At 32.6% G+C, this 13,960-nt stretch carries 13 protein-coding genes; 9 read left to right on the top strand and 4 right to left on the bottom strand.

The annotated features are described in order from the left end of the window. Positions 1-19 precede the first annotated feature (19 nt). From IU405_RS02065 to IU405_RS02025, 9 genes are all read left to right on the top strand, one after another. On the top strand, positions 20-1,390 hold the full coding sequence (locus IU405_RS02065) for a quinol:cytochrome C oxidoreductase (RefSeq protein WP_197436952.1): 1,371 nt from the start codon (positions 20-22) through the stop codon (positions 1,388-1,390). A 32-nt stretch (positions 1,391-1,422) separates the two neighbouring features. Beyond that, positions 1,423-2,433 carry a cytochrome c oxidase subunit II gene (locus IU405_RS02060; protein WP_197436951.1) on the top strand — a complete coding sequence of 337 codons (1,011 nt, stop codon included), beginning with the start codon at positions 1,423-1,425 and terminating at the stop codon, positions 2,431-2,433. Between the two features lie 28 nt (positions 2,434-2,461). After that, positions 2,462-4,243, top strand: a complete 1,782-nt coding sequence (locus tag IU405_RS02055) for a cbb3-type cytochrome c oxidase subunit I (RefSeq protein WP_197436950.1) — start codon at positions 2,462-2,464, stop codon at positions 4,241-4,243. A 97-nt stretch (positions 4,244-4,340) separates the two neighbouring features. Continuing rightward, positions 4,341-5,363 (top strand): Holliday junction branch migration DNA helicase RuvB, encoded by a 1,023-nt coding sequence (ruvB, locus tag IU405_RS02050; protein WP_197436949.1) that lies wholly within the window; start codon positions 4,341-4,343, stop codon positions 5,361-5,363. Between the two features lie 2 nt (positions 5,364-5,365). Beyond that, positions 5,366-7,093 carry a SulP family inorganic anion transporter gene (locus IU405_RS02045; protein ID WP_197436948.1) on the top strand — a complete coding sequence of 576 codons (1,728 nt, stop codon included), beginning with the start codon at positions 5,366-5,368 and terminating at the stop codon, positions 7,091-7,093. Between the two features lie 67 nt (positions 7,094-7,160). Then, on the top strand, positions 7,161-8,567 hold the full coding sequence (locus IU405_RS02040) for an MBL fold metallo-hydrolase (RefSeq protein WP_197436947.1): 1,407 nt from the start codon (positions 7,161-7,163) through the stop codon (positions 8,565-8,567). Between the two features lie 10 nt (positions 8,568-8,577). Then, positions 8,578-8,937 carry a rhodanese-like domain-containing protein gene (locus tag IU405_RS02035; RefSeq protein WP_197436946.1) on the top strand — a complete coding sequence of 120 codons (360 nt, stop codon included), beginning with the start codon at positions 8,578-8,580 and terminating at the stop codon, positions 8,935-8,937. 5 nt (positions 8,938-8,942) lie between these two features. Beyond that, entirely contained in the window at positions 8,943-9,209 is a 267-nt protein-coding gene (locus tag IU405_RS02030) for a heavy-metal-associated domain-containing protein (protein ID WP_197436945.1), read from the top strand. Between the two features lie 36 nt (positions 9,210-9,245). Continuing rightward, positions 9,246-11,102 (top strand): B12-binding domain-containing radical SAM protein, encoded by a 1,857-nt coding sequence (locus IU405_RS02025; protein ID WP_197436944.1) that lies wholly within the window; start codon positions 9,246-9,248, stop codon positions 11,100-11,102. Between the two features lie 51 nt (positions 11,103-11,153). Here IU405_RS02025 and IU405_RS02020 read toward each other — a convergent pair whose 3' ends face one another. The 4 genes from IU405_RS02020 to IU405_RS15875 form a co-directional block, all read right to left on the bottom strand. After that, a complete protein-coding gene (locus tag IU405_RS02020; protein ID WP_197436943.1) occupies positions 11,154-12,278 on the bottom strand; it encodes a Fic family protein in 1,125 nt (374 codons plus the stop codon). A gap of 260 nt (positions 12,279-12,538) precedes the next feature. Continuing rightward, positions 12,539-13,402, bottom strand: a complete 864-nt coding sequence (locus IU405_RS02015; RefSeq protein WP_197436942.1) for an RNA polymerase sigma factor RpoD/SigA — start codon at positions 13,400-13,402, stop codon at positions 12,539-12,541. Between the two features lie 24 nt (positions 13,403-13,426). Continuing rightward, a complete protein-coding gene (locus tag IU405_RS02010) occupies positions 13,427-13,618 on the bottom strand; it encodes a hypothetical protein (RefSeq protein ID WP_197436941.1) in 192 nt (63 codons plus the stop codon). 244 nt (positions 13,619-13,862) lie between these two features. Continuing rightward, a complete protein-coding gene (locus tag IU405_RS15875; RefSeq protein ID WP_410896734.1) occupies positions 13,863-13,955 on the bottom strand; it encodes an integrase core domain-containing protein in 93 nt (30 codons plus the stop codon). Between the last annotated feature and the right edge of the window lie 5 nt (positions 13,956-13,960).

Below are 13,960 nucleotides of genomic sequence, written 5' to 3'. Positions count from 1 at the left end.
AAGATAGAATACGAAAGATATGTATCAATTCTCAGGTAAATTAAAAATTCTCTCTATAGTGCTTATCATAATAGGTGCTTTAGGTATTGGATTCAGTTTTTTTAGCGCTCCAAAAACAGTTCAAGAATCTAAAGAAATGATTGCTGCAAAAGCAAGTCATGGAGATGCTCATGGTTCTGAACATGCAACTGCAAATAATCATGATGCTCATCATGATGCTGCACATGATGAACATGTATTTCATCAAATGCAAAACAAACCTTGGTCTGCATTGTATGTTTCGTTGATATTCTTTTTAGGAATTTCTTTGTTGGTATTGGCATTTTATGCAGCGCAAAGAGTAGCACAATCAGGTTGGTCTGTAGTTTTATTTCGAGTGATGGAAGCCATTACTGCGAATTTAGTTCCAACGTCAATCATTATGTTGTTGGTGATTTTGTCAGCATCAGTACTCCATTGGAATCATTTATTTTCTTGGATGGCAGAAGGTACTTTTGATCCAACAAGCGAAAAATACGATGCTATTGTTGACGGCAAATCTTGGTGGATGAATACTACAGGTTGGACAATCAGAGGAATCATTTACTTGGTTCTTTGGAATGTGTATCGTTTTTTCATCAGAAAAAATTCTATTGCTGAAGATACTGCCAATGATGGAAACAAAACCTACAAGAAAAATTATCATGCTTCAGTCATCTTTTTAGTCATATTTATGTTAACTGAATCTATGATGTCTTGGGATTGGATTATGGGATTAGACCCTCACTGGTTTTCAACATTATTTGGTTGGTATGTATTGGCAAGTTTATTAGTAAGTGCTTTAACTGTAATTGCATTTGTAACTATTTATTTACGTTCAAAAGGTGCTTTACCAAGTGTAAATGACAGTCATATTCACGATTTAGCGAAATTCATGTTTGGTTTTTCAGTATTCTGGACGTATTTATGGTTTTCGCAATTTATGTTGATTTGGTATGCTGATATTCCTGAAGAGACTACCTATTTCGTTGCAAGATTTAACGAATACAAATTGCCGTTTTTATCAATGGTTGTTATGAATTTCGTATTCCCAATTTTGTTATTAATCAATAGTGATTTCAAGAGCATTCCTTGGTTTGTAGTGATGGGAGGAATTGTAATTTTAGCAGGACATTATGTTGATTTCTACATCATGATTATGCCAGCTACTGTTGGTGATCAATGGTCGTTTGGAATTCCAGAATTGAGTTCATTATTATTTTTCTTAGGAATATTTATTTACACCGTATTTAGTGCATTCGCGAAAGCAAATCCAATACCTACAGGAAATCCATTCTTACAAGAAAGTGAACATTTCCATTATTTTAATATTGAACATAGAGGTGAAAGTTCAGACAATCATCATCATTAATTAAAGTTTTAAAACAATAAAGAAAGATATTTATGTTAGCTCTATTTTATATTTTTATAGGTGTTGCAATTGGAGTGAGTTTTTGGCAGATTACCCGAATTTTAAATTTGAGAGAATCTGTTGCAAACGATAATGACAATGCAAAACAAGGTAAATATGCATTGTTATTCATGGCTTTTTTATATGCAATGATGATCTATTGCTTAATTGCTATGAATGTTTTAATGCTTCCAGAATCAGCATCTATTGAAGGTGAACATGATGATAATTTATTCAATATCACGTTTTGGTTGATTGGCGTTGTTCAATTTGGAATGCAATTTTTGATTTTCTACTTTACGTTTAAATACAGAGGAAACAAAAATAACAAGGCAAAATTCTATGCAGATAGTCACAAATTAGAAGCAATTTGGACAATTACTCCAGCAGTTGTTTTGGTTGTCTTAATCGGTTATGGATTGTGGCAATGGAATAATGTAATGGATTTGTCTGATGAAAAAGATGCCATCGTTATTGAAGTATATTCTCAGCAATTTAGATGGGATGCACGTTATGCAGGTAAAGACAATATGTTAGGTTATGGAAATGTAAATTTTATCAAAGGAATCAATACAATGGGTGTTGACATGTCTGATAAAAATTCGCAAGATGACAAACAAGTAACAGAATTGTATTTACCAAAAGGAAGAAAAATACATTTCAAATTCCGTTCTCAGGATGTACTGCATTCAGCGTATATGCCTCACTTTAGAGCACAAATGAACTGTGTGCCTGGAATGGTTACTGAATTTGGTTTTACACCAAAATATACTACTGAAGAAATGAGACAGCAATCAGAAGTGGTTGACAAAACTCGCGAAATCAATAAGATCAGAAAAGAGAAAGGAGAAGATCCTTATGAATTTGATTACTTACTATTATGTAACAAAATTTGTGGAGCTTCCCATTACAATATGCAAATGAAAATCACAGTTGTTGAGCAAGAAGAATATGACAAATGGATTGCAGAACAACCAACATTATCAACAGTTATAACTCAATAAATTTAAGACACTACAAATAAATAAGATCATGTCAGAACATCATCATAAAGAAACATTTGTAACAAAATATATTTTCAGTCAAGATCATAAAATGATCTCCAAACAATTTTTGGTGACTGGTATTTTTATGGGAGTCATTGCACTTTTCATGTCAATGCTTTTCCGTTTACAATTAGCTTGGCCCGAAAAATCTTTTACAATTATTGAAGCTTTTTTAGGGAATCATCAAACAGATGGTATCATGAATCCTGATATTTACCTTGCATTGGTTACAATTCACGGTACAATCATGGTATTTTTTGTACTAACTGCAGGTTTGAGCGGAACATTTTCCAATCTTTTAATTCCATTGCAATTGGGTGCAAGAGACATGGCTTCAGGATTCCTGAACATGATTTCTTACTGGTTGTTTTTCTTGTCAAGTGTTATCATGGTTATTTCTCTTTTTGTGGAAGCTGGACCAGCATCTGCAGGATGGACAATTTACCCTCCTTTAAGTGCATTGCCTCAAGCAATTCCAGGCTCAGGAGCAGGAATGACATTATGGTTGGTTTCAATGGCTATTTTCATTGCATCTTCATTGATTGGAGCTTTGAACTATATTGTTACGGTTTTAAACCTTAGAACAAAAGGAATGAAAATGACAAGAATGCCATTAACAATTTGGGCATTTTTCGTAACAGCAATGATTGGTGTAGTTTCATTCCCTGTTTTATTATCAGCAGCTTTGTTGTTGATTTTTGACAGAAGTTTTGGAACCTCATTTTATCTTTCTGATATTTTTATCTCTGGTGAAGTATTGCATTATCAAGGAGGTTCACCAGTTTTATTCGAACATTTATTCTGGTTTTTAGGACATCCTGAAGTATATATTGTATTACTTCCTGCACTTGGAATTACATCTGAAATTATTTCAACAAACGCTAGAAAACCAATTTTTGGTTATAGAGCCATGGTAATGTCAATCATTGCAATCGCGTTCTTATCAACTATTGTTTGGGGACATCACATGTTTATTTCTGGAATGAATCCATTTTTAGGTTCTGTATTTACTTTCACAACTTTATTGATTGCAATTCCTTCTGCTGTAAAAGCATTTAATTATGTTACTACACTTTGGAAAGGAAATTTACAACTAAATCCTGCCATGTTATTTTCAATTGGATTGGTTTCTACGTTCGTAACTGGAGGTTTAACAGGATTGGTTTTAGGAGATTCTGCGTTAGATATCAACATTCATGATACGTATTTCGTAGTTGCTCACTTCCATTTGGTAATGGGTGTTTCTGCAATTTTTGGAATGTACGCAGGAATTTATCATTGGTTCCCAAAAATGTATGGACGTTTGATGAATAAAACCTTAGGATATTGGCATTTCTGGATTACGATTGTTTGTGCTTATGGTGTATTTTGGCCAATGCATTTTATAGGACTTGCTGGTTTACCAAGAAGATATTATACAAATACAAATTTCCCAATGTTTGATGACATTGCTGATATCAATGTGGTGATTACATTGTTTGCAATTGTTGGTGGTATTGCACAGATATTGTTCCTTGCAAACTTCTTTATCTCGATTTATAGAGGAGAAAAATCATCACAAAATCCTTGGAATTCAAATACGTTAGAGTGGACAACTCCTGTAGAACACATTCACGGAAACTGGCCAGGAAAATTGCCTGAAGTCCACAGATGGCCTTATGATTATAGCAAACGTGTAGATCCAAATGATGATGATAGTGAGTATTTACACGGAAAAGATTTTGTTCCGCAAACAATACCACTTTTAGAAGGAGAAGAACCTTCTTAAAAAGTGCTCAAATAATAAAAAAGCCTTTCCATTTTGGAGAGGCTTTTTCATTTCTACTCACTACTTTTTCTGATTGATTTCTGTTATCTTTGTAACTATGAACGAACATCTAAATCCTGAAAATACCAACTATTCTAATCAAGAATTAGAGGTAGAAAAAAAACTACGTCCACTTTCTTTTGAGGATTTTACAGGTCAAGATCAAGCATTAGAAAACCTGAAAGTTTTTGTGGAAGCAGCCAATAAAAGAGGAGAAGCTTTAGATCACACCTTGTTTCATGGTCCTCCAGGATTGGGAAAAACGACATTGGCTCACATTTTAGCCAATGAACTAAATGTTGGAATCAAAGTTACTTCAGGGCCAGTGTTAGACAAACCTGGAGATTTGGCTGGATTATTGACCAATTTAGATGAACGTGATGTGCTTTTTATTGATGAAATCCACAGATTAAGTCCAGTTGTGGAAGAATATTTATATTCTGCCATGGAAGATTATAAGATTGATATTATGATTGAATCTGGACCTAATGCACGAACTGTTCAAATCAACTTAGAACCTTTCACATTAATTGGCGCAACAACACGTTCAGGATTGTTAACAGCGCCAATGAGAGCTCGTTTCGGAATTAGTACTCGATTACAATACTATACAAAAGAACTTTTAACGACTATCATTCAAAGAAGTGCGCAAATTTTAAAAGTTCCAATTGCCATGGAAGCTGCTATCGAAATTGCTGGCAGAAGTAGAGGAACTCCAAGAATTGCGAATGCTTTATTGAGAAGAGTGAGAGATTTTGCCCAAATAAAAGGCAATGGAAAAATCACTATTGAAATTGCAAAATTTGCATTACAGGCACTCAATGTGGATACCTATGGTTTGGATGAAATGGACAACAAAATCCTATTGACCATTATTGATAAATTCAAAGGAGGTCCAGTTGGGATTAGCACAATTGCAACTGCTGTGAGTGAAAACACGGAAACTATTGAAGAAGTTTATGAACCCTTTTTGATTCAACAAGGTTTTATCACAAGAACGCCAAGAGGAAGAGAAGTGACTGAATTAGCGTATAAACATTTAGGAAGAATCAAAGGAAGTAGTCAAGCAGAATTGTTTTAAAAATGAACATTAAAAAAATAATTCCGATTTTAGAATGGTTACCCAATTATGAAAAATCTCTTTTTAAGGGTGATTTGATTGCGGGAATTACTGTCGGAATTATCTTGATTCCACAAGGAATTGCCTATGCTTTGATTGCAGGTTTACCTCCCATTTATGGATTGTATTGTGCATTAGTTCCTCAAGTTATTTACGCCATTTTTGGTTCAGCAAGACAAGTTGCTATTGGTCCTGTTGCCATGGATTCATTGATTGTGGCAACTGGAGTTTCTACATTAGCTTTAGCAGGCTCAGAAAGTTATATTGAAATTGCCATTTTATTGGCATTTATGGTGGGAACTATCCAATTTGTATTGGGTATTTTCAGCTTAGGATTTATTGTCAATTTTTTGTCAAGACCTGTGATTACTGGGTTTACATCTGCTGTAGCTTTGATTATCGGAATCAATCAATTCCGAAATTTACTCGGAGTTGATTTCGTTCAAAGTGATCAAATCCATGAACTTTTAGAAGATATTTGGCTGAAAATTTCCTTTTACAATCTTCCAACAACGATTATTGGAATGATTGCTGTCGCCATTATTTTTGTTTTCAGAAAAATAGACAAAAGAATTCCAAGTGCATTGATTGTGGTGGTTTTAGGAATCATCATTATGAGATTTTTTGGAAAAAATTTGACAGATGTTTCCATCGTAAAAAACATTCCATCTGGATTACCTTCTTTCGGAATTCCAACAATTGAATTAGAACAAATAAGAGAATTGTTTCCCATTGCGTTAACGTTGGTAATGGTAGGTTACCTCGAAACAATTTCAATCGGGAAATCTCAAGAAACAAAACAAGATGTGTATAAAGTGAGACCAAATCAAGAATTGATAGCATTGGGTTTGAGCAATATTTTTGGCTCATTATTTAAAGCATATCCAACTGCATCTAGCTTTTCGCGTTCGGCAATCAATCAAGAAAGTGGCGCAAAAACAGGAATGGCTGCATTTATTTCGGTTGTGATGGTGATCATTACCTTACTTTTTTTAACCCCATTATTTTATTATTTACCCAAAGCTATTTTGGCGGCAATTATCATTGTGGCTGTTTTTGCTTTGGTGAATATTAAAGAAGCTGCTTTTTTATGGAAAGCCAATAATTTGGATTTTTGGTTATTGATTTCTACATTTATTGCAACACTTTTCTTTGGAATTGAATATGGAATTTCTGTTGGTGTAGGGTTGTCATTGGTTGTACTAATTTTCAGAACTTCAAGACCTTATGTTGTGGAATTGGGAAAAGTCCCTGATGCTAATTTTTATAGAAATAAAGAACGATTTGAGGAAGTAATTATTGAAGATGATATCCTCGTTTTTCGTTTTGATGCCCAATTATTTTATGCAAATTCAAGCTATTTCAGAGATAAATTAGACGAAATGGCAGACAAAAAAGGAAAGGCACTAAAATTGATAGTATTAGATTCCGAAAGCATTAACAGAATTGATAGTACAGGAGTTGAAATGCTCAAAGAACGGATTAAGTTTTATCAAAAAAAGGGTGTTTTATTTTATTTTGCTGGTGCAAAAGGACCTTTGAGAGATGCGTTATTCAAAGGAGGATTACTAAGTATTATCGATGTAAATCACTTTTTTATGAGAGCGAACGATGCTGTAAGATTTTTCAGAACTGGTGACAGAAAAAGACAAGAAAAGTATGCAAAATACATTCATCAGGCATATCAATAATTCTGATAATAATCAGCTAAATAGTAAAATATCAAGTCTAATTTTGACTTTTTAAAGTATAATTAAAATGAAAATAGAACAAATTTACACAGGATGTTTGGCGCAAGGTGCCTATTACATTGAAAGTAATGGCGAAGTTGCCATTATAGATCCATTAAGAGAAGTGCAAGATTATATTGACAGAGCTGCAAAAGACAATGCAAAAATCAAATATATTTTCGAAACACATTTTCATGCTGATTTTGTAAGTGGACATGTTACTTTGGCAGAAAAAACCGATGCAAAAATTGTTTTTGGTCCCACTGCAAAAACCAACTTTGATGCTTTAATTGCCACAGACAATCAAGTATTTTCTCTTGGAAATATCACCATTACAGTACTTCATACACCTGGTCATACTATGGAAAGTGCTTGTTATTTATTGAAAGATGAAAATGGAAAAGACCATGCGCTTTTTAGTGGAGATACTTTGTTTTTAGGCGATGTTGGAAGACCAGATTTGGCTCAAAAAGGAGACATTACAGAAAAAGATTTAGCAGGTTTTTTATATGAAAGTTTGCGCGCAAAAGTAATGACTTTGGCAGATGATGTGATTGTATATCCTGCACATGGAGCTGGTTCAGCTTGCGGAAAAAATCTCAGTAAAGAAACTGTTGGCACTATTGGAAATCAAAAAAAGACCAATTATGCTTTGAGAGCAAACATGACCAAAGAGGAATTTGTGAAAGAAGTTACAGATGGGTTATTGCCTCCTCCAGCCTATTTTCCTTTGAATGTAAAATTGAACAGAGAAGGATATGAAAATATTGAAGACATCATTAAAAACAGCGCAAAACCTTTGTCAGCAGCCGAATTTGAAGTTATTGCAAACGAAACTGATGCAGTAATTTTAGATGTGCGTCATCAATCTGAATTTTCGAAAGGATTCATTCCACAATCCATTTTTATTGGTTTGGGAGGTACTTTTGCACCTTGGGTTGGCGCATTAATCAAAGATATCAAACAAGCAATTTTATTGGTAACTCCTATTGGCGAAGAGGAAAAAACCATTACACGTTTGTCAAGAGTTGGTTTTGATAATGTCATTGGTTATTTGGATGGAAGTTTTGAAACCTGGAAAAAGGCAGGAAAAGAAATCGATGTGTTGAATTCAATTTCTGCAATTGAGTTATCAGAAAAAATCAACCAAAAACCCATTGTTTTTGATGTTCGAAAACCGGGAGAATATCAAAGTGAACATGCATTCATTGCCGAAAATACGCCACTAGATTATTTGAACGATTACATAACTCAATTTCCTGAAAAAGAACCTTTTTTTGTGCATTGTGCAGGAGGTTATCGTTCTGTGATTGCAGCTTCTATTTTGAAAGCACGTGGTTTTCACAACGTAATTGATATTGAAGGAGGTTTTGATGCTATTCAAAAAACCAGTATTGAAAAAACAGCATATGTTTGTCCATCAACATTAAAATAAATTATTGATAATGAAATATCTAACTCTTATATTTTGTCTATTTTTTATCACTTGTGGAAAATCACAGGATGTAAAAACAATTACTTCAACCGAATTAAAACAGTTATTGTCAAAAGAGAAAATCCAATTGTTGGATGTTAGAACTCCTGAAGAAGTGTCTGAAGGATTTATAAAATCTGCCAAATTTGCCAATCTTTTTGATGCTAATTTTTATCAAAAAGCAAGTGCTCAATTAGACAAATCAAAACCTGTGTATGTGTATTGCAGAACATCCAACAGGAGCAGTGCTGCAGCAGCTATTTTAAAAGAAAAAGGATTTAATGTATATTTTCTTGAAGGAGGATATACCCAATGGAAATCTAAAAATTAAAGAACATGACAACAAATATTCAAATAGAAAATTTAAAATGTGGTGGTTGTGCATCCACCATCAAAAAAGGAATTTCAGCCATCAATGGTGTGCATGATGTGACTGTGGATGTAGAAAATTCAATAGTAACAATCGATTCAGAAAATGCTGATATTGAAGAAATTAAAACCAAACTTTCTCACTTAGGTTATCCAGAAGTAGGAGATAAAAATTCTATTTTACACAAAGCAAAATCGTTTGTGAGTTGCGCTGTTGGAAGAATGGATTCTTAATAGTCTTGTAATTTAAAAAGTCTATTAAACTGCGCTATGCAAACCAAACTCCTTTTTATTACGCCACCATTTACGCAGTTAAATACAGCATATCCTGCAAGTGCGTATTTAAAAGGGTTTTTAGAAAAACACCAAGTTTCTTTTGCGCATTGCGATTTAAGTATTGAGCTTTTTACAGCGATTTTTACTGGAGATTTTTTACGAGAAATTTTTAAAGAAGCAGAAGATTTACAAAATTTTTATTTTCCGAAAGTTCGAAAAATGAAAGAAATCTATATTTCTAGAGTTGATATCGTCATTTCTTTTCTTCAAAAACAAGATATTGAAACTGCTCATCAAATTTTAGAACCCAATTTTTTACCAAAAGGTCACAGATTGATTCATGCAAACAAAGCCATCAATTGGGAAAAAGGTGAAATAGGAATCATAGACAAAGCAAAGCATTATTCCACACTTTTTATTGAAGAAATTGGCGATTTTATTCACGCAAATGTGGATGAGTTTTTTGCATTTACTAAATATGCAGAACAAATTGCTACGGCTGCAAGCAATTTCAATCAGATTGATGAGTTTTTAAACAGTCAACATTCGTTGATAGAAGACAAAATGTTCGATCTTTTAGAAGCGCAAATTTTAGAACACAACCCTAATTTTGTCTGTTTTACCATTCCTTTTCCAGGAAATTTGTTTGCTGCTTTGCGTTGTTCGCAATTTATCAAACAGTTTTTTCCAGATATTAAAATTGCATTTGGTGGTGGTTATTGCAATACAGAATTACGTTCGTTATCAGACACCAGAATTTTTGAATACGTAGATTTTATTTCTTTGGATGATGGTGAAGGTCCTTTACTTAAAATTATACATTATTTAGAGGGTACTATTGATGTAAATCAACTAGAAAGAACCTTTGTGTTAGAAAAAAATCAAGTAGTTTATAAAAATAAACTTCCGAATACCATTTTTCATCATAAAAATTTACCTGCACCCAATTATGTGGGTTTGCCTTTTCATAAATATGTTTCTTTTTTAGATGTGGTGAATCCAATGCACAGAATGTGGACAGATGCAAGATGGAATAAACTCACTATTTCTCATGGCTGTTATTGGAAACAATGTTCTTTTTGCGATGTCACGTTAGATTATATTGGCAATTATCAAAACACGACAGCAGAAGATTTGGTCAACAAAATTGAGCAAATTATACAAGATTCTGGCATTACAGGTTTTCATTTTGTGGATGAAGCTGCACCTCCAAAAATGCTCAAAGCGCTTTCGCTTGCATTACTTGAAAGAAATGTAAAAATTACGTGGTGGACCAACATTCGATTCGAAAAAACATTCGATTTTGAACTATGTCAACTCATGGCTAAATCTGGTTGTATTGCTGTAACTGGTGGTTTGGAAGTTGCTTCAGATAGATTATTAGCCAAAATGAAAAAAGGCGTAGATATTGCTCAAGTTACCAGAGTTACTCACAATTTTTCCCAGAATACTATTTTGGTACATGCGTATTTGATGTATGGTTTTCCAACACAAACCGAACAAGAAACCATTGATTCTCTAGAGGTTGTAAGACAATTGTTTGAAAAAAATTGCATTCAATCTGCCTTTTGGCATCAATTTACAGCAACTGCACACAGTCCTGTTGGACAAAATCCTGAGGAATTTGGCATCAAAATTACAGGACCTGTTTTTGAAGGTTTTGCTCAGAATGATTTGTATCACTTAGACCCAACAGGAGCTGATCATCCAAAATACACAAAAGGATTAAACTTGGCATTGCACAATTACTTAAACAATGCAGGTTACGAAGAAGATTTGCAATTTTGGTTCGATTTTTCGATACCCAAAACAACACATCCTAAAGATTTGATTGAAGGTTTTTTGAGGTGAGAATTTTAAAGATGTTAGATTTTTTTTAGTTATGAGAATTTATTGCGATTTTTATTTAAACAATTTTGTATACTCTCTAAATAAATAAATTTTACCTCTTTTTGCGCCTGTTATTTCAGTCAATATTTCAAGTTTTTCCAGTTCTTCAATTAATTTATAAACAGATGGTGGTGATAAATTTGTCAAGTCTTTAACTTTTTGAGCATCTACAATTGGTCGTTGGTAAAGATGGTTTAAAATCAATTGTGCATTGTGTGAACGACTTCCTAATGTTTGTAATTTAATATCAACCTCCTTTTGTAGTTTTAAAATACTATCAAAAGTATTTATTCCGTTTTTTGCAGTTTCAATTATTCCAACTAAAAAGAATTTAAACCATTGATTTATATCGTTATTCATTCTTACTCTAGTTAGATTGTCATAATATAATATTCTATTTCTTTCGAAAAAATCAGAGAGATATAGAATAGGTTTTTTTAAGATCCCTTTTTCAACCAAATAGAGTGTAATCATCAAACGACCAACTCTTCCATTACCATCAAGAAAAGGATGAATTGTTTCAAATTGATAATGTATTAATGCAATTTTAAGTAAATCAGGAAAAAATGATTCAGTATTGTGTGCAAAATTTTCCAAATCACCCATATATTCATGAATACTAGAGTAAATTGGTGGGATAAATGTTGCATCATTAATGCTTGCCCCTCCAATCCAGTTTTGACTACTTCTAAATTCTCCTGGCAGTTTGTGTTTACCTCTTACTCCTTGTAATAATATTTTATGGGTTTCTCTGATTAATCTTGAAGAAAATGGCAATCTTTCTAGACTTTTAATAGCAGCATTTAGTGCTTCTATATAGTTTTGTACTTCTTCCCAATCATCTCTTTTTTCTTCATTTACATCAGCTTTATCTAATAATGCATCCTCTATATTTGTTTTTGTTCCTTCAATTTTGCTTGATTGAGTCGCTTCTTTTAAAACGTGCATACTAATAAATAAATCAATGTTAGGAATGTATTCTGAATACATATCAAGTCTTCCAAGCTGTCTGTCAGCTTTACTTAAAAGGTTTAATACCTCCATATCATCAATTGTCCATTGTTGATTTATTTTTGTAGGTTGAAAACTTTTATAAGTTTTTTGATTTATATAATCACCGGATTTGAATGTTTTCATTTTTATTTAAGTATGAGCTTAAACAAAGATACTTGTTATTTAAGTTATTTGCAAAAAAATTAAATAAGACTGTCAATAATTTAAGTAAATGATTCGTAATTTAATTAATGAACAGTGCTTTTAAACATTGATCAACATAACTTGATATGTAGTTTGTTTCAATTATCAACGAATTTATTTTTTGATTAAAATATCAAACAAAAAAACCTTCATTACTTAAAAATAATGAAGGTTGTAAACTAGTTGAAGTTCTTTTTTTATTACAAATACTTTCTCAAAACAGTAGTCCTTGATTTCGATTTTAATTTATTCAAAGCGCGTTGTTTTACTTGTCGAACACGCTCTCTAGTAATGTTAAAAGTCTCGCCAATTTCAGTCAAACTATAGGTAGTATCTTGATTGTTCAAGCCATAAAACATTTTTACAATTCGAGCTTCTTTCTCTGGAAGCGTTTCTAAAACACGTTTTATTTCAATTTCTAATGATTTTTTCATCAATGAATTGTCAGGTCTTGGAGAGTCTTCTGAACCTAGAATACTGTATAAATTGGAGTCTTCACCTTCTCTAAAAGGAGCATCCATAGACAAATGTCTGCCCGAATTTTTCATACTTTGTTCCACGTTTTGCTCAGTAATATCAAGCTCAGTGGCAATTTCTACATACGAAGGAATGCGCTCATTTTGTTGTTCTAATTTTGCGTAAATTTTATTGATTTTATTGATGCTGCCAATTTTATTTAACGGCAATCGCACAATTCTAGATTGTTCAGCCAAAGCCTGTAAAATGGATTGACGAATCCACCAAACTGCATACGAAATGAATTTAAAACCTCTAGTTTCATCAAATCTTTTGGCTGCTTTTACCAATCCTAAATTCCCTTCATTGATCAAATCGGATAATTTTAAACCTTGATTTTGGTATTGCTTAGCAACAGAAACTACAAATCGTAAGTTCGATTTTACTAATGTATCCAACGCTCTTTGATCACCATTTTTAATTTTTATCGCCAATTCTACTTCTTCATCTGCCGTAATTAAATCGATTTTACCAATTTCCTGAAAGTATTTTTCTAAAGATTTTGTGTCGCGATTGGTAACTTGCTTGGTGATTTTCAGTTGCCTCATTTGTTATTTTTATGTTTTAAATGATTAAATAAATAAATTACAATCTTCACAATTTTTGGTTTCTCCATAATAGGTTTCTCTATATTTATGAAGTGTTTTCACAGGAATTCCGAAAAAATATTTTTTAATAGAAGTTACCCTACAATTCAACATTCCCATGGCTGAAGAGTAATATTTTTGTTGTTTTGTATGTCTTTTAATTCTGATAAGTTTCATAAAATAAAATTTTATAACGCACTTTTCAATGCATTTTTGTGGTTGATAAAAAGGAGAGGCTATTTTTTCTTCTAGAAAAAAAAGGAACTAAAAAGTAGGAGGAATGAATTTATCAGATTGATTTCGAAAAATGGTAAAATCAAAACTATAAACTCTTAGATTTCTTTTTTGATAAATGGTGGAAATTTTCATGTTTTGCTAATGTAAGCTTCCCTTAAATTCGATCCATTCAAAAATAGAATTTTTATTCATTTAATCTGTATTCAATTGGTGATTTATTTTTAAGTGATTTATGTGGTCTATTGTAATTGTAATCGTTTATCCACTCTTGACTTATATCTT

It is taken from the genome of Polaribacter sp. BAL334, from assembly GCF_015767435.1.
GTDB lineage: Bacteria > Bacteroidota > Bacteroidia > Flavobacteriales > Flavobacteriaceae > Polaribacter.
Note: the sequence above shows the minus strand (reverse complement) of the source record. Positions and strands in the feature narration are given on the sequence as shown.